The sequence below is a fragment of the Mariniflexile sp. genome (assembly GCF_052728615.1).
In genome coordinates, this window is the sequence record NZ_JBFVFE010000036.1 from 1 (window position 1) to 19,345 (window position 19,345).

Annotated in this window: 18 protein-coding genes; 11 read left to right on the forward strand and 7 right to left on the reverse strand. The window is 36.3% G+C overall.

Translation table 11 applies throughout. The features are described from left to right. Both ACU1LP_RS13245 and ACU1LP_RS13250 read right to left on the reverse strand, forming a co-directional pair. On the reverse strand, window positions 1-2,546 hold a 2,546-nt coding region (locus tag ACU1LP_RS13245), incomplete at its 3' end, for an HYR domain-containing protein (RefSeq protein ID WP_445736472.1). A gap of 39 nt (window positions 2,547-2,585) precedes the next feature. Then, window positions 2,586-3,113, reverse strand: coding sequence for a hypothetical protein (locus ACU1LP_RS13250; protein WP_445732267.1), 528 nt, complete (start codon window positions 3,111-3,113; stop codon window positions 2,586-2,588). A 456-nt stretch (window positions 3,114-3,569) separates the two neighbouring features. On the opposite strand from ACU1LP_RS13250, the gene ACU1LP_RS13255 reads away from it, so the two are divergent. From ACU1LP_RS13255 to ACU1LP_RS13270, 4 genes are all read left to right on the forward strand, one after another. Next, window positions 3,570-4,058, forward strand: coding sequence for a SixA phosphatase family protein (locus ACU1LP_RS13255; protein ID WP_445734139.1), 489 nt, complete (start codon window positions 3,570-3,572; stop codon window positions 4,056-4,058). Between the two features lie 167 nt (window positions 4,059-4,225). Beyond that, window positions 4,226-6,289 (forward strand): polyphosphate kinase 1, encoded by a 2,064-nt coding sequence (gene ppk1, locus ACU1LP_RS13260; protein WP_445736473.1) that lies wholly within the window; start codon window positions 4,226-4,228, stop codon window positions 6,287-6,289. A 1-nt stretch (window position 6,290) separates the two neighbouring features. Then, the gene (locus ACU1LP_RS13265; RefSeq protein WP_445732264.1) at window positions 6,291-7,196 is read left to right on the forward strand and encodes a Ppx/GppA phosphatase family protein; all 906 of its coding nucleotides are present in this window, start codon (window positions 6,291-6,293) and stop codon (window positions 7,194-7,196) included. A gap of 82 nt (window positions 7,197-7,278) precedes the next feature. Further along, window positions 7,279-7,842: a porin family protein gene (locus ACU1LP_RS13270; protein ID WP_445732263.1), complete on the forward strand. Its 564-nt coding sequence runs from the start codon at window positions 7,279-7,281 to the stop codon at window positions 7,840-7,842. Here ACU1LP_RS13270 and ACU1LP_RS13275 read toward each other — a convergent pair. From ACU1LP_RS13275 to dnaX, 3 genes are read right to left on the reverse strand one after another with little or no spacing between them, the layout of a single operon-like run. Continuing rightward, entirely contained in the window at window positions 7,839-8,420 is a 582-nt protein-coding gene (locus ACU1LP_RS13275) for a tRNA-(ms[2]io[6]A)-hydroxylase (RefSeq protein WP_445732262.1), read from the reverse strand. The two genes, ACU1LP_RS13270 and ACU1LP_RS13275, sit on opposite strands and share 4 nt — an antisense overlap. Window positions 8,421-8,422: 2 nt before the next feature. Next, the gene (locus ACU1LP_RS13280) at window positions 8,423-8,986 is read right to left on the reverse strand and encodes a hypothetical protein (protein WP_445736474.1); all 564 of its coding nucleotides are present in this window, start codon (window positions 8,984-8,986) and stop codon (window positions 8,423-8,425) included. A gap of 10 nt (window positions 8,987-8,996) precedes the next feature. Next, complete coding sequence (dnaX, locus tag ACU1LP_RS13285; protein ID WP_445736490.1) at window positions 8,997-10,721, reverse strand: DNA polymerase III subunit gamma/tau; 1,725 nt, start codon at window positions 10,719-10,721, stop codon at window positions 8,997-8,999. A 516-nt stretch (window positions 10,722-11,237) separates the two neighbouring features. Here dnaX and ACU1LP_RS13290 point away from each other — a divergent pair. From ACU1LP_RS13290 to ACU1LP_RS13300, 3 genes are read left to right on the forward strand one after another with little or no spacing between them, the layout of a single operon-like run. After that, the gene (locus ACU1LP_RS13290) at window positions 11,238-12,272 is read left to right on the forward strand and encodes an o-succinylbenzoate synthase (RefSeq protein ID WP_445736475.1); all 1,035 of its coding nucleotides are present in this window, start codon (window positions 11,238-11,240) and stop codon (window positions 12,270-12,272) included. Between the two features lie 3 nt (window positions 12,273-12,275). After that, on the forward strand, window positions 12,276-13,238 hold the full coding sequence (locus tag ACU1LP_RS13295) for a lysostaphin resistance A-like protein (RefSeq protein WP_445736476.1): 963 nt from the start codon (window positions 12,276-12,278) through the stop codon (window positions 13,236-13,238). Next, a complete protein-coding gene (locus ACU1LP_RS13300) occupies window positions 13,235-14,314 on the forward strand; it encodes an AMP-binding protein (protein ID WP_445732258.1) in 1,080 nt (359 codons plus the stop codon). The genes ACU1LP_RS13295 and ACU1LP_RS13300 overlap by 4 nt, the downstream gene beginning before the upstream one ends. A 182-nt stretch (window positions 14,315-14,496) precedes the next feature. Here the strand turns inward: ACU1LP_RS13300 and ACU1LP_RS13305 are convergent, their stop codons facing one another. Together ACU1LP_RS13305 and ACU1LP_RS13310 are read right to left on the reverse strand one after the other, a co-directional pair. Beyond that, complete coding sequence (locus ACU1LP_RS13305) at window positions 14,497-14,919, reverse strand: DoxX family protein (RefSeq protein WP_445736477.1); 423 nt, start codon at window positions 14,917-14,919, stop codon at window positions 14,497-14,499. Window positions 14,920-14,977: 58 nt separating this feature from the next. Further along, a complete protein-coding gene (locus tag ACU1LP_RS13310) occupies window positions 14,978-16,606 on the reverse strand; it encodes an acyl-CoA carboxylase subunit beta (RefSeq protein WP_445736478.1) in 1,629 nt (542 codons plus the stop codon). Window positions 16,607-16,760: 154 nt separating this feature from the next. Here ACU1LP_RS13310 and ACU1LP_RS13315 point away from each other — a divergent pair, with 154 nt between their 5' ends. From ACU1LP_RS13315 to ACU1LP_RS13330, 4 genes are all read left to right on the forward strand, one after another. Next, window positions 16,761-17,291, forward strand: coding sequence for an NADPH-dependent FMN reductase (locus ACU1LP_RS13315; RefSeq protein ID WP_445732351.1), 531 nt, complete (start codon window positions 16,761-16,763; stop codon window positions 17,289-17,291). 1 nt (window position 17,292) lies between these two features. Next, a complete protein-coding gene (locus ACU1LP_RS13320) occupies window positions 17,293-17,577 on the forward strand; it encodes a GNAT family N-acetyltransferase (RefSeq protein ID WP_445732352.1) in 285 nt (94 codons plus the stop codon). Between the two features lie 12 nt (window positions 17,578-17,589). Next, window positions 17,590-18,027 carry a MarR family winged helix-turn-helix transcriptional regulator gene (locus tag ACU1LP_RS13325; RefSeq protein ID WP_445732353.1) on the forward strand — a complete coding sequence of 146 codons (438 nt, stop codon included), beginning with the start codon at window positions 17,590-17,592 and terminating at the stop codon, window positions 18,025-18,027. A gap of 101 nt (window positions 18,028-18,128) precedes the next feature. Then, complete coding sequence (locus ACU1LP_RS13330) at window positions 18,129-18,851, forward strand: pirin family protein (RefSeq protein ID WP_445736479.1); 723 nt, start codon at window positions 18,129-18,131, stop codon at window positions 18,849-18,851. Window positions 18,852-19,345: the final 494 nt, after the last annotated feature.

A 19,345-nucleotide genomic window follows, 5' to 3' on the forward strand; every position in this document is an offset into this window, starting at 1 on the left:
GTTTGCTCACAGGTTGCCGTGTTGCCAGAGGCATCGGTCGCTGTCCAAGTTACCGTTGTTGTTCCCAATGGGAAAGATAGAGGGGCGTTATTGGTCAACGTTACTGCCGAACAGTTATCGCTTGCGGTGGGCGTTCCCAAATTGACGTTTGTCGCCAAAGCTTCACAAGAATCGGTATCGACCGTTACGGAAACTGGTGCAGCACAAGAAACAAATATGGGCGGCATGTTGTCCGTCACCGTTACCGTTTGCTCACAGGTTGCCGTGTTGCCAGAGGCATCGGTCGCTGTCCAAGTTACCGTTGTTGTTCCCAATGGGAAAGACGCCGGAGCGTTATTGGTCAGTGTTACTGCCGAACAGTTATCGCTTGCGGTAGGCGTTCCCAAATTGACGTTGGTTGCCAAAGCTTCGCAGGAGTTGTTGTCTACATTGACGGAACTATTGCTTGGGCAAGCGATAGTTGGATTGGTGTTATCCACAGCCGTAATCTTTTGGACTAAATCCCTATAATTACCACATGCATCGGTAAGTCGATAAGTTCTGGTTACTACATACGGATTTGATGTGGTTCCAAGCCCCCCGTTATTGGTGTCAGATACAGTAACGGTAACTGGCCCACAAGTATCAGCTTCATCTGTAACCGCCTCAATATTTGCTACAGGTATATTATCGATGCATTGTATTCCATATATATCATCGGGTGCTGTCCCGGTTGGGGGCGTAGTATCTATAACAGTTATCGTTTGGGTAAATGTTGTACAGTTAACACCGCAAGCATCGGTAAAGGTAAAGGTGTTGGTATAGGTGCCACCACAAGTAGAGGGCACAAAAGGCCCGGATACTTTTTTTATTGTAAAAGTACATGTATCTGTTTCGGGCATCAAACTTTGGGCAGTCGCTAATTCCTCGGAGTTATTACATTCAACCGTTCTATTTAAAGCTTTTGGCAGGGTTTTCCAATTAGCTACGGGTTGCTTTATCACTATCGGGGTTGGTAATTCGTCGCCAACTTCACAATCATTTATTATCCTAGAACTAAGCGTAGTTTGTTTTTTGATATTGTATATGCCATGATACTCAGCAGTAAATTGAAGTGGTACATTCAAATTACAATCATTGGTTAAAAAATAACATGCATTTGCAACTTGTAGATTTAAGTTTACCAGTATTTCAGGCAAACCCACGTTCATTAAACCATTGGCAACCTTAAATTCCAAATATCTTGTTAGCGTATTGTAACTATAGGTTACTCCACTGGGTAAGGTAATTGCAGAAGATAAACTAAGTTGTGGTGGCAATGTGGTAAATATTTTCAAATCCACAATATCATCATTGCCTTTATTTTTTAAATAGAATTTAAACGGCACAATGTCTCCTGGATTTTGAGTAGTATTTGCAGCATTCAAACTCAACATTAAAGGTTTTATTGAGGGTTCCCAAACATCAACGGAGAGACCTAAAAGATACAGACCGTAGGTTTCGTGATTGGATGTTAGCCTAATTGTAGCTTCTGTTTGATTGTTGGTTATAAGTGTATTGTTTGGGTTATCTAAAGAAAACATGGCAGAATCAAACCCCAATGTATTTAAACTTACGGGATTCCGGTTAGTAAAGTCTGCTCCATTAAAGGTTATTTTACTATTGAAAAAGTTGTCAAACGGCCTGTTGGTTGTTGAAAGGTTTATCCAGTTTCCTGCAACATTTTTAATTTGTAGCATATCTCCAAATAAATCCCTATCGCCTTCTAGGGCACCCATAACCACATTTGCTTTAACCGGTCCATTGGTTACGGTTTTAAATCCGCTAAACTTAATATCAAAATTATTGGTTGTTTTGGTAACGTGGGCATAGCCATCAAATAATGTTATGTTTTTAGCACTTAACAAGGGGCTTTCGTAAACAAAAACAATTTGCCAACCACCAGAAGTTCCTGTATTTCCACCTCCATGACTCGTTAAACTTCCTGTTTTAGCTTCTATGTTCGCTACTTGGTATGTTCCATACGGATTTGCCAAAGCTGTAACCAAAGTTGAAATATCTTTGACACATATATATGGATCGTTACTAAAATGTGTGTTTCTTCCTCTAAATATAACGTCATCGGCAACAAGTGTTGAATAAGTAGAGGCTCCAGGGAGCATCAATTTAACGTTATTGTAATTCCATAAAGGTTGGTTGTCACTTCCATCATCTTTTTCCTTATCGGCAGCAGCCCAATACAAATAGGCTTTTCTAATGGTAACACATGCTAAAGTAGGTTCAGGATTGGAAAAATTGGCGCTACTTGAGTTGAACGTAGTATTATCCGAATCGATATCAACATACACATTATCATTAAAATCATGATTTCCACCTGTACCATTGTAATTTCCGGTAGCCGTTCTAGATAATACATTATTGGCTATTACTGCCATATTGCCTCTAATAGTGGTATCGTACCGCGGCGTGAACTGTTTTTGAATTTGGGCAAATGAAGCAAAACCCAGCAATAGTATGGCCAAGTGTAGTGCTTTGTGTATGTTGGTTAAATGAGTAAAATTTTTCATAAGCCCCATTTTTTGTTGTTTATGCGATTTAATTTTTTGTTAATCAAAATCATTTGGATCTGGAATTAATTGTTCAATTATCAGTTTATTGCTTAATTCCTTTTCGTTATCCGAGCTTTTCACCACAATTTCAAAGCAATTGGCCGTATTTAGCTTTGTGCTTTGGTTTCTAGCATATTTTATATTGAATACAACCGTTGATCTACCGTTCAGATTCAAATTTTGAATGGTTGTAACCTTGTCTTTTTTTAAAACACTTACATCTAAATTAGAACCTGAATACCCATTTTTACCATCCTTTCTTTCCTTGGAACCATTATTGGTTTTTGAGTGGTCTTTATAAAATTTGCTGCTGCCGCTATCGTCCTTACAAGAAACATTTATAATGGAGATGTTTAAGTTTTCAAATTGCTTTGCGCTATTGTTGTTTAACTCAATTAAATAATAGTGTTCAGGATCACTTAAGGCATTAGTGGGTTTTTCTGCAAGCGAAATGGATATGTCATTTTGGCTATGGGAGATACTCATGCTTATAAGTATCATTAATACTGAAAAAATTGTTTTCATGGCGATTCAATTAATCTTTTATGTTTATTGATTCTTTATAAATGACACCGAACAAATCGATTGGTCACATTCTTGACCAATAAAACGAACACTAAATTTTTTGAGGGAAATACTATGAGGGAAAAGTATTTTAAAAAATACTGCGTTTGCATTTCAAAAATAGATTTGGGTTCATAATTTCATTTATCAAGTAGGTACTACAAAAGAACACATAGGCCAGTATTAAATCAAAAAAAAGTGTTAAATCACTGATAAATCCGACAAAAAGAAAATGATTTACTTTTTAACATTCAGAAAATTCCTTTTACCGAACCACCTAATTCATAATCTCTACATTTTTAATGCTTTTTCACATTTATTTTAATTATTTTTAAAAAATTTAATCAATCACAAACATGGGTTATATCGGCAAAAAATACCTTTTTGTCTATATAATATGTCATTAATCGAAATAATATGAAAAAACTGATTTTAGTTAGGCATGCAAAATCGTCATGGGAGCACCAAGTTACAGACCATGAAAGGCCTTTGAACGAACGAGGTTTTCAAGATGCCAATCTAGTGTCCAATAATTTAAATTTAGATGGTTTAAAACCAGATTTAATACTGTGCAGCGATTCTGTACGCACCATAACCACCGCTAGTATTTTTACTTCCAATTTAAATATTGATGAAAGTAAAGTGATTTTTAAGCCGGAACTATACGATTTTACAGGAGGCAATCTTGTTAATGCCATAAAAAATTGTGATGATACAGTTGGTAGTTTAATGCTGTTTGGGCATAACCACGCAATCACTTCTTTTGTAAATACTTATGGACACATTTACATAGATAATGTGCCAACTTGTGGCGTCGTGGTTATTGGGTTCCTGATTAATAAATGGAAAGATTTGAATAAAGGAAAAACCATTAAAACGGTATTTCCAAGAGATTTAAGAAGTTGAATCCATTCACGTTAAAACTTATTACTTACCATTAATTAACATAGGCTTTACAGCAAAATTGAAGTTTAAAAAAAAGAGTTAAAAACCTATTTAACTCTCGTTTTAAACCCCTGTATTAAACCTAAAAGCAATATATTTGTACAAAGAAAAAGAACAGAATTATAAACATGGTTAAACCCGAAATCCACACAAATAGCTATATAAACAGAGAAATAAGTTGGTTGCAATTTAATGCAAGGGTTTTACAGGAAGCTTCAGACGAAACAGTGCCATTAATAGAACGCTTGCGCTTTTTAGGAATTTTCTCTAATAATTTAGATGAATTCTTTAAAGTAAGATATGCTACCGTTAAGCGTATTGTGGATGCTGGAAAAACAGGAAAAAGTGAATTAGGGGGCATAAGGGCTACGGAATTGCTTGAAATTATTACTCAAATAGTTATAAAACAACAAACGGAGAGTTTAGAGGTTTTGGGCACCATTCAAAAAAGATTGGAGGATGAAAAAATTTATATCGTTGATGAAACACATATCAATGACTTTCAGCACGGGTTTATAAAAAGGTATTTTATTAGAAAAGTGAGTCCCGCATTGGTAACCATTATTTTAAATGATGCCGTTGTATTGCCCAATTTAAAAGATAGTGCTGCCTATTTGGCCGTAAGGATGCTGATGCCCGATGATAAAAGACAATTTGCATTAATAGAGATCCCAAAATCGATCAACCGTTTTGTTGAGCTTCCAAAAAAAGGCGATAAAAGCTTTATAATTTTGATTGACGATTTGTTGCGCCATTGTTTGCGTGATATCTTTAATATTTTTGACTATAAGAGCATTTCGGCGCACATGATTAAAATTACCCGTGATGGGGAGCTGGATTTTGAAAGTGATTTAAGTAAAAGTTTTATCGAGAAAATCTCCGATAGTGTAAAACACCGGCAATTGGGAGATCCCGTTCGGTTTGTTTACGATAAGACCATTGATGAGGAAACTTTAAAATTTTTAATGTCCAAAATGGGAATTGATGATACCGATAGCATCATCCCAGGGGGGCGCTACCATAACAGACGCGACTATATGAACTTCCCCAGTTTAGGAAGAACCGATTTGCTTTATGATAAAATTGAAGCGCTCCCCATTAAAGGGCTCAGTTTAGAATCAAGTATTTTAGAGGCCATTGATAAACAGGATTATTTGCTCCATGCACCTTATCAAACCTTTTCATACATCGTTAAGTTTTTAAGGGAAGCGGCATTGGATCCCCAGGTAAAAACCATAAAAATCACCATTTACCGATTGGCGCAAATTTCGCATATAGCCAGCTCCCTTATCAATGCCGCCATCAATGGGAAATCGGTTACCGTGTCCATCGAGCTTCAGGCGCGTTTTGATGAACAGGCCAATATCAATTATGCGCAACAAATGGAAGAGGAAGGCGTTAATTTGGTTTTTGGCGTAAAAGGCTTGAAAGTGCACAGTAAAATGTGCGTGATTGAGCGTGAGGAAGGCAAAAAACTGAAGCGATATGGTTTTATAAGCACAGGTAATTTTAACGAATCGACCGCTAAAATTTATACCGATTATACCTTGTTCACTTCAGATCAACGTATTTTAAAAGACGTCTCAAAAATCTTCAACTTTTTTGAAACAAATTATAAGATATTCAGGTATAAACATTTAATAACCTCGCCCCATTACACTAAAAAGGCGATATTCAAATTAATTGATGTAGAAATTAAAAACACCAAAAACGGAAACCAAGGCTTTATCAGATTGAAAATGAACAGTATCACGAGCTATGATGTGATTGACAAACTGTATGAAGCTAGCAATGCTGGGGTTAAAATTCAAATGATTGTAAGGGGTATTTGTTGTTTGATACCCGGCGTAAAAGGATTGAGTGAAAATATTGAGGCAATAAGTGTGGTGGATAAATTTTTGGAACATTCCAGAGTGTATATCTTTGGCAACAACGGCAATCCTAAGGTGTATATTTCCTCGGCAGATTGGATGACCCGGAATATTGAAAATAGGGTAGAAGTGAGCTGTCCTATCTACGATGAAGCCATTAAACAGGAAATTATGGATACCTTTGATATATGTTGGAGGGATAATGTAAAGGCACGCTTGATAAACACACCCAACGAAAACGAATATAAAATTAATAATGATGAAAAAGTAAGGTCGCAAATAGCAACTTATGACTATTACTTAAAAAAGCTAGAAAATTAATATGCTTTCAATAAAAAAATATGCGGCCATCGATATTGGTTCCAATGCTGTACGGTTACTTATCTCAAATATCATCGAACAGAAAGGTAAACCCGTACTTTTCAAAAAAAACTCTTTGGTGCGTGTTCCCATTCGTTTGGGCTCGGATGTATTTGTACACGGGAAAATTTCAAAAGAAAACATCAGTCGTCTTTTAGATACCATGCAGGCATTCAAATTGTTGATGAAATCGCATAAGGTGGTTAAATATAAAGCTTGCGCTACTTCCGCCATGCGAGAGTCCGCTAACGGAAAGCAAGTGGTGGATTTGGTTTTAAAAACCTCGGGCATCAGCATTGATATTATTGGAGGCGAAGTAGAAGCGGCCATTATTGCGGCAACCGATTTAAATTCCTACATAGACCCCACAAAAACCTATTTATATGTAGATGTGGGTGGTGGTAGTACGGAATTTACGGTCATTCACGAGGGGAACCAAGTGGCTTCCAGGTCTTTTAAAATTGGAACAGTGCGTTTGTTGAACGATATGGTTTCCAAAGAAGCATGGCAGGAATTGGAACAATGGATAAAATTGAACTCTTCCCATTACGATAAGATCTCTGTACTTGGCTCTGGTGGAAACATCAATAAAATATTTAAAGTTTCAGGAAAAGCATTGGGGAAACCTTTGACATACTTTTATTTAACGTCTTATTACAACACCCTGCAAACCTACTCTTATGAAGAGCGAATTACCGAACTGGATTTGAACCAAGATAGGGCAGACGTAATTATTCCCGCCATGCGCATTTATCTTTCTGCGATGAAATGGAGCGGCGCCAAAAACATCTACGTACCTAAAATTGGATTGGCAGATGGTATTATAAAAAGCATCTATTATGATACGGTTACAAGCAATACACAGTAAAATTTTGCACTTTGGCTTTTAAAATGGGCCCATTTTATTTTTATGGTATATATTCGTGCAGAACTGGTTTAAACCAGTTCGTATGTACATTGCTGAAATTTATAACCCATACCATTTGATCATGAAGAAAATATTATTGTTTCTGTTACTTAGCCTATCATTTTTCGGGTTTTCACAAGATGTAAAATATGGCGTGAGAGGTGGTTACACTATTTCGAATTTAGATTTTGATACGGCAAGTTCTGTTGCGAATAAGCACAGAAACAGTCTGTATGTTGGGTTTTTCAGTAACATCGGTTTAGGGAAAATCGTATCTATTGTTCCAGAAATACAATTTTCAGCAGAGGGTGCCAAAGATGAAAACTTGAATTTGGATTATATCCAAGCGCCTATTTTATTTAGGTTTAGGTTAAGTGAAAAAGTGCATATTGGGGCTGGCCCACAAGTGGGATGGAAAGTATATAAATTTAAAGATGGACTTAAAGAGATGGCATATTCTGGGGTTGCTGCTTTAGAATACAAACTGACATTAATGCTCTTTGCTGATTTGAGATACACCTATGGTTTCTCGAATATTTTTGATGATGATTTAGGGGTTTCTGCAAAAAACAGGAACATCCAAATAGGAGTAGGGTACAAATTCTAACCGTGAATGGTTTCCTTTTTACTCAGGTTTTCCATTATTTTAGCTTCATATTCCAGAAGTTGTTGCCATTTGGTTTCCACTTCTTTTTTGTCGCCATACTGTCTGGCAAAACCCAAAAACATGGTGTAATGGTTGGCTTCGCTTACCATTAAATTCCTGTAAAATGCCGCTAATTCTTTATCTTTTAGTTCTTCGGAAAGCAATCTGAAACGTTCGCAACTTCTGGCTTCAATCAACGCTGCATACAATAAGCGATGCACCAATTGTGTGGTCCTGCTGCCTCCTTTCGGGAAAAATTTAAGCAATTCAATCACATAATCATCGCGCCTGTCGCGCCCTAAAACCCAACCGCGCTCAATGATTTTATCGTGCACCATTTTAAAATGACTGATTTCCTCTTTAACTAAAGCCGTCATTTCTTGTACCAATTCGGTATATTCAGGAAAGCTTACAATTAAGGAAATAGCGGTACTTGCTGCTTTTTGTTCGCAAAACGCATGGTCGGTCAATATTTCTTCTATGTTCTTTTCAACAATATTTACCCATCGTGGGTCTGTTGGCAGTTTAAGTCCCAGCATGATCAATAATTTTCTAATTTCTTTAAACTATAATGGCCGTTAGTTCCTATTTTAATCCTATAGATAAGATAATGCGCATCTTCTAGATGTAAAAAAACGGTGAGCAAGCTAATGGAATCTTTTTCAATGGACGCTTCTTCATCAATCCAAACCTTGGTGTTTATGGCATCTGGCAAGTCATCGTCAATTTGTATATTATTTTTTAAAAAAAAGTCCTTATCAATTTTTTCATTAAAGATCTGCTGATCACTTTTTTTGATTTTTACCTCAGAAATCCAATTTCTGTGATGTTCAACATACGTAACGCTGTCTATTTTGTGTTTGCTTGTTACAGATTCTTTCATGTTCGTATATGTTTTTATACTAATGGAAAAGCCATTGCTTAAAATGGTATCTGTTTTTACTTCTGAATATTTTTCTGGAATGTATTCTACAATTTCAATGGCTCCCAAAGAATCTTTAAATTTTGTTACCGATTCTTTTAGTAAATCCGATTTCGTTTTTCTACCATCACAGCCAATAAACAACACAATTAAAATAAATAATAAAACAACTAACTTATTCATATATAATTATTTAAATATCCAAATCAAAAGTCTTTCTTAAAGTATCAATGTTTGGGTTTTTCTCTTTAAGTTTTTCAAACTTTTCAAGAGTGGTATAAGCATATTGCTTCTGCATTTCCTCATTAACGCTGATAGATAAACTAATATCAAAATTGCTTAAAGTCTTGCGTATATACAACATAAGGTCGTACTGGTTGCGCTCCAATTCTATTTTGTTGGTAGCATTTGGGTACTCTAAATGAACAACCGTTCCTTTAACTTTTGGAGTATCGATGGATAGAATGGAAGCTAAATTATGCTTCCCGTCTTTTTGAAGTATCTCTATAAACTCATTCCAGGCTTTTATTAAATCTGCTTCAGTAAACGGTTCTTTTGGCAGGTTTTCTTCATCAACAACAACATCCATTTGTTTGATGAGGTGTTCTTTTTTTGCTTTAATACTGCTAAGGGAAAGCCCAGAAGCATGTTTGGTATCTAATTTTAATGCTATTTTTGGTGGTTCGTTTACTTTAAGAGATTCGACAGGAAACGCTTTTTTTTCAACAGAAACGGGTTTTGATTCTATTGGTGCAGAAATGTTGTTTTCTTGCTTTGGAACTTTTACAGGAATTGGTTTGATGCCTTTCTTTTGAAAGTATGAAGGCGGAATTATAAAGTGCCTAGAATTTTTTTTTTCTCCATCAAAAGTGATAGAGGCAAGTTGCATGAGGCATAACTCGATGAGCAAGCGTTGGTTTTTACTGCTTTTATATTTTAGATCGCAATCGTTTGCCAAATTGATGCCTTGAAGCAAAAACTCTTGGGATGCTTTTTTGGATTGCTCTAAGTATTTCTTTTGGGTCTCCTCACCAACTTCTAACAACTCTATGGTTTCGGGGGTTTTGCTGACCAACAAATCCCTAAAATGGGATGCTAATCCCGCAATGTAATGATGCCCATCAAAGCCTTTGGAAAGTGTATTGTTAAATTGAAGCAACAAATCTGGAATTTTATTTTCTAAAATAAAATCGGTGCTTTCAAAATACGTTTCGTAATCCAGCACATTCAAATTTTCGGTAACTGCTTGTCTGCTAAGGTTTTTACCGGAAAAACTCACCACGCGGTCAAAAATAGAAAGTGCATCGCGCATCGCGCCATCGGCTTTTTGTGCAATGATATGTAACGCATCGTCTTCCGCCTTGACACCTTGTTCTTCGGCAATGAATTTTAAATAGTCTTTGGCATCTTTTACAGTAATACGCTTAAAATCGAAAATTTGGCAACGCGATAAAATGGTTGGAATAATTTTATGCTTTTCGGTAGTGGCAAGAATAAAAATACAGTGTTTTGGAGGTTCTTCCAAGGTTTTAAGAAACGCATTGAAAGCGGCCTGCGATAGCATGTGCACCTCATCTATAATATATACTTTGTATTTTCCAACCTGCGGCGGAATGCGGACCTGATCTGTTAATTCCCTTATTTGATCTACACCATTATTTGAAGCGGCATCCAATTCGAAAATGTTGAAGGCAAAATCTTCGTCTTCCTTTTCCGTGCCATCGCTGTTAATCATTTTGGCCAAAATACGGGCGCAAGTAGTTTTACCAACACCACGTGGGCCTGTGAAAAGTAGGGCTTGTGCTAAATGATTGTTTTCAATGGCATTTAACAAGGTGTTAGTAATAGCCTGCTGGCCCACAACGTCCTTAAACGTTTGGGGTCTGTATTTTCTAGCCGATACTACAAAGTGTTCCAATTTTGCTGAATTAAGTTCAGCATCTTTTTGATTTTTTGATGCCAATTGAATAAGTAACAAAGTTAAAAATTCAATTCAGAATTATGAATTATGAATTATGAATTTAATATTAGTTATTAACAAATTTGGACCGTTTAAAATGATGGGCTTTTCTTGACCTTATCAGAAAAAATGTCGAATTGTGCGCAATATGGCAAAAGAGGTTCGCTATTTAAAAGAAGAAAACAGTTGTCGGAATTTTTTTAAGTCTTTTAAAGTAACATGCCCTTAACTCGGCAATGTTGCCATAGTACCAAGTAATATAGAATTTACAGTTAGGAAGTACTGTGTAAAAAAATAAATTAAACAAGTAAATTTAAACCGCAGTCCAATCACCCTGTCCTAAAAAAACTTTACATGCTTTAAATTAATCCTGAAACAGATTTAAAACTTACCTATCGCATCCTTTTCTACGCTTTGTGCCTTTGCGCCTTCAGGAGCTAAAAAATAAAATAAATTGAGTATTTTTGGCGCATCATGAAGGCGACATATTATAAATACATTTTAAACTTCAAACAAGCCAGTGGCACCTCCAGGGGGGTTTTAAAAACGAAGGAAACCTGGTTTCTTCTTTTAAATTCCGAAGGGAAACAAGGTATTGGCGAATGTGGTATTTTTAAAGGCTTATCTGTGGACGACAGACCCGATTATGAAGAAAAACTACAATGGGTTTGTAAAAACATCAACTTAGGGTTGATTGGCTTGTTGAGCAAATTGATCGAATTCCCAAGCATTCAATGTGGTCTGGAAATGGCTTTTAAATCATGGGGAAGCAAAACGCCTTTTGAATTGTTTCCATCAAAATTTACACAGAGTGAAGATTCCATCAACATAAACGGATTGATTTGGATGGGTTCTGAAGCTTTCATGAAACAGCAAATTGCCGATAAAATTGATGCTGGTTTCAGTTGCATTAAAATGAAAATTGGCGCTATCGATTTTCAAACGGAACTCGACTTATTAAAATCCATCCGAAAAGTATTCACTTCAAGAGACATCGAGTTACGAGTAGATGCCAATGGTGCCTTTTCAACCTCCGAAGCATTGGAAAAGTTAAAAATACTATCAGAATTTGATTTGCATTCTATTGAACAACCTATAAAACAAGGTCAAATAGAAGCCATGTCCAAATTATGCAACCAAACACCATTGCCAATAGCTTTGGATGAAGAATTAATGGGTGTGTTTTCTGTAACAGAAAAGGAAACCTTGCTACAAACCATCAAGCCGCAGTACATTATTTTAAAACCAAGTTTGGTTGGCGGTTTTAATGGAAGTGACCAGTGGATTGACATTGCTGAACAAAACAAGATAGGGTGGTGGATTACCAGCGCTTTGGAAAGTAATGTAGGTTTGAATGCCATTGCGCAGTACACCTACACAAAACAAAGTCCTTTGCCCCAAGGTTTGGGAACGGGTGGTTTATTTACCAACAATTTTGATTGCCCATTACAAGTAAAAAACGGTACTTTGCGGTACGATAAAAAAATGGATTGGAATTTTAATTTATAAAGTATGTATATAGCTCAGGCTTTTAAGGGGTTGCACGAATGGTGGCGATATTTAGTGGGTCTTATAATTATTGTAATTGCCGTAATAATTGGGCAAATCCCTTTTACAGCAGCCGTTTTTATTAAAGCCTATAAAGATGGGGGAAATATTTTTGGCATGGATGAATCCAAAATGATGACGCTTTTAGAGCCCAACCTGAATCTGTTTTTAATGTTGTTGTCGTTCGCCATAGGTTTGGTAGGCTTGCTTTTGGTTGTAAAATATTTGCATAAACAATCGTTTACAAGTTTAACCACTTCACGTAAAAAAATAGACTGGAATCGCTTTTGGTTTATCTTTTTTGTCTGGGGCATCATATCGAGCAGTTTTGTGTTGTTCGAGTATGTTACGTCACCAGATAATTATGTGGTCCACTTTAAGCTCGTGCCATTTTTGATTTTATGTGCAATAGCAATTATTTTTGTTCCGTTGCAAACCAGTTTTGAAGAGTACTTGTTTAGGGGGTATTTGATGCAGGGAATTGGGGTAATAGCTAAAAATAAATGGCTGCCATTACTAGTTACATCATTGGTCTTTGGATCGTTGCACATAGCAAACCCGGAGGTTGATAAATTAGGGCCCGTAATCATGGTTTATTATATTGGAACAGGTTTGTTTTTAGGAATAATGACCTTAATGGATGAAGGGATGGAACTGTCTTTAGGCTTTCATGCTGCCAACAATTTATTTACGGCATTATTGGTTACAGCTGATTGGACGGCGTTTCAAACACATTCCATTTTAAAAGATATGTCCGAACCCACCGAAATGGCCTTGGGCGAAATATTTGTTCCTGTGTTTGTCGTTTTTCCAATACTTCTTTTTATTTTGGCCAAGATTTACAAATGGACCGATTGGAAAGAAAAACTATTCGGAAAAGTAATGGAGCCATCACAACACAATAATAATATTTTAGAGGAACTATGATACCAAATTATACCAACGTACACATAAAATTTAAATTGGATAATGTAAGCTATAAACACGAAGACCTTATGGAAGTAGCTTATAGTTATGTTAAAGAAGGGGAGCCGTATCAACAAGAACTGGGTAATTTTTTATTGGATTGGTTAGATGAAAAGGACTATGTTATTGCCAAAACCTCTGGATCTACAGGAAGACCTAAAAAATTGAAAATAAAAAAAGAAGCCATGGTAAATTCTGCCATCGGTACCGGCGATTTTTTCAATTTGAGTCCGGGCGATAAGGTATTGCACTGCTTGCCATCAAATTTTATTGCGGGTAAAATGATGATTGTCAGGGCCATTGTTTTAGGTCTGGAACTGGATATGGTAGCACCCGCTGCCTTACCTCCAATCGATTATGAAAAAGATTATGCCTTTTGTGCTTTTACGCCCATGCAACTTAAAAATTTCGCTAAATATTTAAAGAATATAAAAACAGCGATTGTTGGCGGTGGGCAGGTTTCGGATGCCATTATAGAATCTATAAAGGATAAGAAACCACAAGTGTATGAAACGTATGGAATGACCGAAACCGTATCACATATAGCTGTTAAAAAGTTGAATAATTTTGATGGTTCCGACGAAAATACGAGATCTCATTTTAAAACATTACCGGACATTACGGTTTCTTCCGACCAACGGAACTGCTTGGTTATTGATGCCCCACATCTTCTTGATGAAAAAATAGTTACTAACGATTTGGTTAAAATCCATTCTGAAACCAGCTTTGAATGGTTGGGCAGATTTGATAATGTGATCAATTCCGGAGGCATTAAATTATATCCTGAACAAATTGAGAAAAAACTTAGAAGCTTGATAAGTCAACAATTTTTTATCACCGCCCTACCTGATGATACGTTAGGAGAAAAAGTGGTATTGGTTATAGAAGATGATACAAACTATTTGGATACCAGTATTTTTGACGGCTTGGACAAATACGAAAAGCCAAAAGCCATTTTTGCGGTTTCAAAATTCGTCGAAACAAAATCAGGGAAAATACAACGTAAAAAAACATTGGAGTCCATAAAGAACAGTTGAAGTGGTTTAAACTTTTTATGTGAGCGAAAATTTAGGGCTTTTTTAATGGATAATGATCTGTTTTTTGAATAGCATCATTTTAGTTACGGTATGATAAAAAGACGAAATTTGCGCTTAAAATGGTAAATTTGTAGGTAAATAAAAAAGTTTTGTCCACTTCGCTAACCCATTCAAAAGCTTGATTACTGTTGCATTTTAAAATAATAATCCAAAGAATGCTTTCCAGAACCGTAAAATAGGAAAAAGCCACATACCAATAAGGTTACTATGGCTAATAGCAAATTGTTGGTATCCATTTTACCCACAAAGTTTATGGCAATGGCCCCTATTAGAATAGGGATTTGGGCAATGATTGCCCAACGGGTCAACAAACCAAAGGCAATTAGAATACCACCAATAAAGTGAGCGGGAGCCACATAATGAATAATGATCATGCCCCCAGCAAAATTTTCCATAGGTTTGAACAATTGCATAAGCATGGCGCTATCTGACATAAAATTAATGCCTTTGATAAATAGGAAGGCACCTAAAGCAATACGGAGCAAATCGAGTGGTAAATAGGTATGCCCATTAGCCCACTTGTTGAGTGTTTTTATTGTTTCCATGATTGAAGTTATTGATTTCCAATACAAAAGATACAAAATATTTAAATATGTTTTGAATTTACACCTGTAAAACCCCCATATTAAATGGCTTTTGAATAGGAGCGTGGTTAGCGGCTTCAATGCCCATGCTAATCCATTTTCGAGTATCCAAGGGGTCGATGATGGCGTCTGTCCATATTCGTGAAGCAGCATAATAAGGAGATACTTGGGTATCGTAACGGTGTTTAATCTTATTATAAAGTTCGTCTTCCTTTTCCTTGGTGATTTCTTCACCTTGTTTTTCCAATGATGCTTTTTCTATTTGAAGCAATACTTTGGCAGCGGAGTTCCCACTCATAACCGCCAATTCTGCACTTGGCCATGACACAATCAATCGTGGGTCATAAGCTTTTCCACACATGGCGTAATTACCGGCACCGTAACTGTTTCCTATAATAATGGTAAATTTTGGCACTACCGAATTACTAACCGCATTTACCATTTTGGCACCATCTTTTATAATCCCACCATGTTCGCTTTTACTGCCCACCATAAAACCGGTAACATCTTGTAAAAACACCAGGGGTATTTTTTTCTGGTTGCAATTGGCAATAAAACGGGTGGCTTTATCGGCACTATCATTATAAATAACCCCACCAAATTGCATTTCGCCACTTGCTGTTTTTACCAATTTGCGTTGGTTGGCAATAATACCAACTGCCCAACCATCTATTCTGGCATAACAGGTAATGATGGTTTTGCCATAGCCAGCTTTATATTCGTCAAACTCAGAATTATCAACCAAGCGTTTGATAATCCCATACATATCATATTGGTCTGCTCTTGATTTTGGTAAAATCCCATAAATGTCTTCAGGATTTTCTTTTGGTTTTGCAGCATCTATTCGGTTATAGCCGGCTTTATCATAATCTCCAATTTTGTCTATAATGCTTTTAATGGTATCTAAAGCATCTTGATCGTCTTTTGCCTTATAATCGGTTACACCGCTGATTTCACAATGGGTTGTTGCGCCACCAAGTGTTTCATTGTCAATGGTCTCACCAATGGCGGCTTTCACTAAATAACTTCCTGCCAAAAAGATGCTTCCCGTTTTATCGACAATCAACGCTTCATCACTCATAATAGGTAAATAAGCCCCACCGGCAACACAACTGCCCATTACGGCCGCTATTTGGGTAATGCCCATACTGCTCATAATGGCGTTGTTCCTAAAAATACGCCCGAAATGTTCCTTGTCAGGGAATATCTCGTCTTGTAACGGTAAATAAACCCCGGCACTATCCACTAAATAAATAATGGGCAACCTGTTTTCTATGGCGATTTCTTGGGCTCTTAAATTCTTTTTAGCCGTAATAGGAAACCAGGCGCCCGCTTTAACGGTGGCATCATTGGCTACTACAATGCATTGTTTTCCTTTTACATAGCCCATTTTTACAACAACACCGGCAGAAGGGCAACCACCATGTGCTTCATACATGCCTTCACCTGCTAAAGCAGCAATTTCAACGGACTTAGAGTTGGTATCCAATAAATAATCAACACGCTCGTGGGCAGTCATTTTGCCTTTGGCATGTTGTTTTCCAATACTTTTTTTCCCTCCTCCTAAATGTACTTTGGTAAGGCGGGTATTGAGTTCTGAAACTAAAAGCTTATTGTAATCTTCGTTTTTATTGAAGTTTAAATCCATTGATAATTTGTTTGAAGCTAAAATACAAAAGTTTCAATGATACCGTTAAGTTATGTTAATGTTTTATTAATTAATATTACATGGAAATAGTTTCCTTGGAAAATAAATTTATTTATTGTAAATTTGTTCAACATTAATTTTAAAACACCAATAGATGAAACAGATATTAGCATTTGCAGGTAGCAATAGTTCAGACTCCATTAATAAACAGTTGGCAACGTATGCCGCAAGTCTTGTAGATGGAACAAAAGTAACCGTTTTGGATTTGAACGATTTTGATTTACCAATTTACAGTAAAGATTTACAGGCAGAAAAAGGTATCCCTGAAAATGCCAAAAAATTTCTGGATTATATCAAGGGTTCAGGTGGCATTGTATTATCGCTGGCAGAAAACAATGGTGCGTATTCAGCGGTATTTAAAAACTTGTTCGACTGGATGTCTAGAATTGACGGCAAACTTTGGAGCGACAAACCCATGCTATTAATGGCAACGTCGCCAGGTGGTAGAGGCGGAGCCAGTGTGTTGGAAATGGCGAAGAGCCGATTTCCTTTTATGGGAGGGCACATAGTTTCGGAATTTTCTCTACCCAATTTCAACCAGAATTTTGAAAACAATAAAATCGTGAATCCTGAACTGAATTCAAATTTATTGGAAGCGGTAAAAACATTTCAAAACAATTTATAAGATGGAAATACAGCATATAGATAACGGCGTAAAGGGGGCTTTTTATATTGAGGCAGAAAATGTAAGAGTGGCAGAAATGACTTATTCGCACGCTGGGCCAAACAAAATTATTATAGACCATACCGAGGTGAACGAAACACTTAAAGGACAAGGTGTCGGTTATAAATTGGTGGATGCAGCAGTTGAATATTTGCGTGCCAACAACTTAAGAGCAATTCCTTTATGTCCGTTTGCCAATGCGGTTTTTAAGAAAAAGCATGACCAATATAAAGACGTTTTAGCTTAAATAATGCAAATCATGGGAGATATAAGTAAAGAGATTAATTCAAAATTCGCAAACAACAGAATTAAAGCGTTGTTGAATATTTTATATACGGCCAACTGGATTTCCGGTTTTCAAAATGAATTTTTTAAACCTTTCGGAATTTCGCCGCAACAATACAATATTCTAAGAATATTAAAAGGAGCTGGAGAACCAGTAAATGTTCAAGTTATTAAAGATAGAATGATTGAACGTTCGCCAAATGCAACCCGTTTAATGGATAAGTTATGTGCAAAAAATTATATTGAGCGTTTATCGTCCGACACTGATAGGCGTGTGGTTAAAATAGCCATTACCAAAGAGGGAAATGCGCTTTTGGATGCCATTCCAGATAATTTTAATGGCCATTTATTGAAAAATTTGAATGAAGAAGAAGCAGAACAATTAAGCAATCTGCTTGATAAGATGAGGTAAATAATTCCTGCGGATCCCGATAGCCATCGGGAAGGAATCTCTAAAAAGTAATAATTAATAAAAGATTTCCGCCTTTGCGGAAATGAAAAAAATAAAAAACAATGAAAACAATAATTCATACAGCCAATAGTAGAGGGTTTGCAAGCCATGGTTGGTTACAGGCAAACCATTCGTTTAGTTTTGCAAATTACCACAATCCGGAAAAAGTGCATTTTGGGGCGTTGCGCGTCTTGAATGATGATGTTATTGCTCCAAAAATGGGTTTTGGAACCCATCCGCATGATAATATGGAAATCATTACCATTCCTTTAAAAGGTGTTTTAAAACACAAAGACAATATGAGTGACGAGTGGTTATCGGTGTTACCAGGAGAAGTTCAGGTTATGAGTGCTGGAACTGGTGTGCAACATTCTGAAATTAATGGATCTGCCGATGAGCATCTAAGCTTGTTTCAAATCTGGGTATATCCAAACAAGCAACAGGTAGCACCGCATTACGACCAGAAAGTGTTTGATGTTAATGGAAGAAAAAACAAACTTCAAACTTTAGTAAGTTCTATTGATGAAAACCATGAAGGTAGTTTGAAAATCCATCAAGATGCTGTGATTTCTAGAATTGATTTAGACAAAAACACAGCATTTGAATACAAATTTAAAAGCAAAAACCATGGTGTTTACGCTATGACCATTAGCGGGAAAGTACAGATTGATAACACCATTTTAGGAAGTCGTGATGCGGCAGGAATTTCTGAAACTGAAGCTTTTACAATTAAGGCTGAAGAAGATGCAAGTGTGTTGTTTATTGAAGTACCTATGGAGTTTTAAACAAATTTAAAGTCTATTTAGTAAAGCATCCTATTGAGGGTGCTTTACTTTTTATTTTAGTGGCATATCTTATTTTTTGAGCTTATTAATAAAATAGTCATTTTTAGAAATAAAAAATTTCTTGAAACCGACAATCCTCTAGGCTGGGATGTCAAATCTGTGCGTATTCATAAAAAATCGTTCCGGTCTGTTTTTTAAACTTTTTCGGATAAGTACATGACAAAAATTGAAACATACATTTTAAATGACTGATTGTCAATAGCTCTATAATATTTGGCGTTTCAGACCTGTCAGGTTTTTAAAACCTGACAGGTCTTGATTTCAGTAGGCTTAATAGAGTTTAATAAATGTTAATATAATTTTTTGTCATGTACTAAACTTTTTCGGTGTTAAAAACCTAAAATCTTTTCTGATTGCTGCTTGGTATCGTTGATTGCAAACTGGCTTAAATAGCCGTAGGGTCTGTAGATTATAAAGTGTCTGTGCATGGTGTA

Coding starts and splice junctions, on each gene's coding strand:
- ACU1LP_RS13250 (WP_445732267.1), bottom strand. CDS start 3,113: ATGAAAACAATTTTTTCAGTATTAATGATACTTATAAGCATGAGTATC.
- ACU1LP_RS13255 (WP_445734139.1), top strand. CDS start 3,570: ATGAAAAAACTGATTTTAGTTAGGCATGCAAAATCGTCATGGGAGCAC.
- ppk1 (WP_445736473.1), top strand. CDS start 4,226: ATGGTTAAACCCGAAATCCACACAAATAGCTATATAAACAGAGAAATA.
- ACU1LP_RS13265 (WP_445732264.1), top strand. CDS start 6,291: ATGCTTTCAATAAAAAAATATGCGGCCATCGATATTGGTTCCAATGCT.
- ACU1LP_RS13270 (WP_445732263.1), top strand. CDS start 7,279: ATGTACATTGCTGAAATTTATAACCCATACCATTTGATCATGAAGAAA.
- ACU1LP_RS13275 (WP_445732262.1), bottom strand. CDS start 8,420: ATGCTGGGACTTAAACTGCCAACAGACCCACGATGGGTAAATATTGTT.
- ACU1LP_RS13280 (WP_445736474.1), bottom strand. CDS start 8,986: ATGAATAAGTTAGTTGTTTTATTATTTATTTTAATTGTGTTGTTTATT.
- ACU1LP_RS13290 (WP_445736475.1), top strand. CDS start 11,238: ATGAAGGCGACATATTATAAATACATTTTAAACTTCAAACAAGCCAGT.
- ACU1LP_RS13295 (WP_445736476.1), top strand. CDS start 12,276: ATGTATATAGCTCAGGCTTTTAAGGGGTTGCACGAATGGTGGCGATAT.
- ACU1LP_RS13300 (WP_445732258.1), top strand. CDS start 13,235: ATGATACCAAATTATACCAACGTACACATAAAATTTAAATTGGATAAT.
- ACU1LP_RS13305 (WP_445736477.1), bottom strand. CDS start 14,919: ATGGAAACAATAAAAACACTCAACAAGTGGGCTAATGGGCATACCTAT.
- ACU1LP_RS13310 (WP_445736478.1), bottom strand. CDS start 16,606: ATGGATTTAAACTTCAATAAAAACGAAGATTACAATAAGCTTTTAGTT.
- ACU1LP_RS13315 (WP_445732351.1), top strand. CDS start 16,761: ATGAAACAGATATTAGCATTTGCAGGTAGCAATAGTTCAGACTCCATT.
- ACU1LP_RS13320 (WP_445732352.1), top strand. CDS start 17,293: ATGGAAATACAGCATATAGATAACGGCGTAAAGGGGGCTTTTTATATT.
- ACU1LP_RS13325 (WP_445732353.1), top strand. CDS start 17,590: ATGGGAGATATAAGTAAAGAGATTAATTCAAAATTCGCAAACAACAGA.
- ACU1LP_RS13330 (WP_445736479.1), top strand. CDS start 18,129: ATGAAAACAATAATTCATACAGCCAATAGTAGAGGGTTTGCAAGCCAT.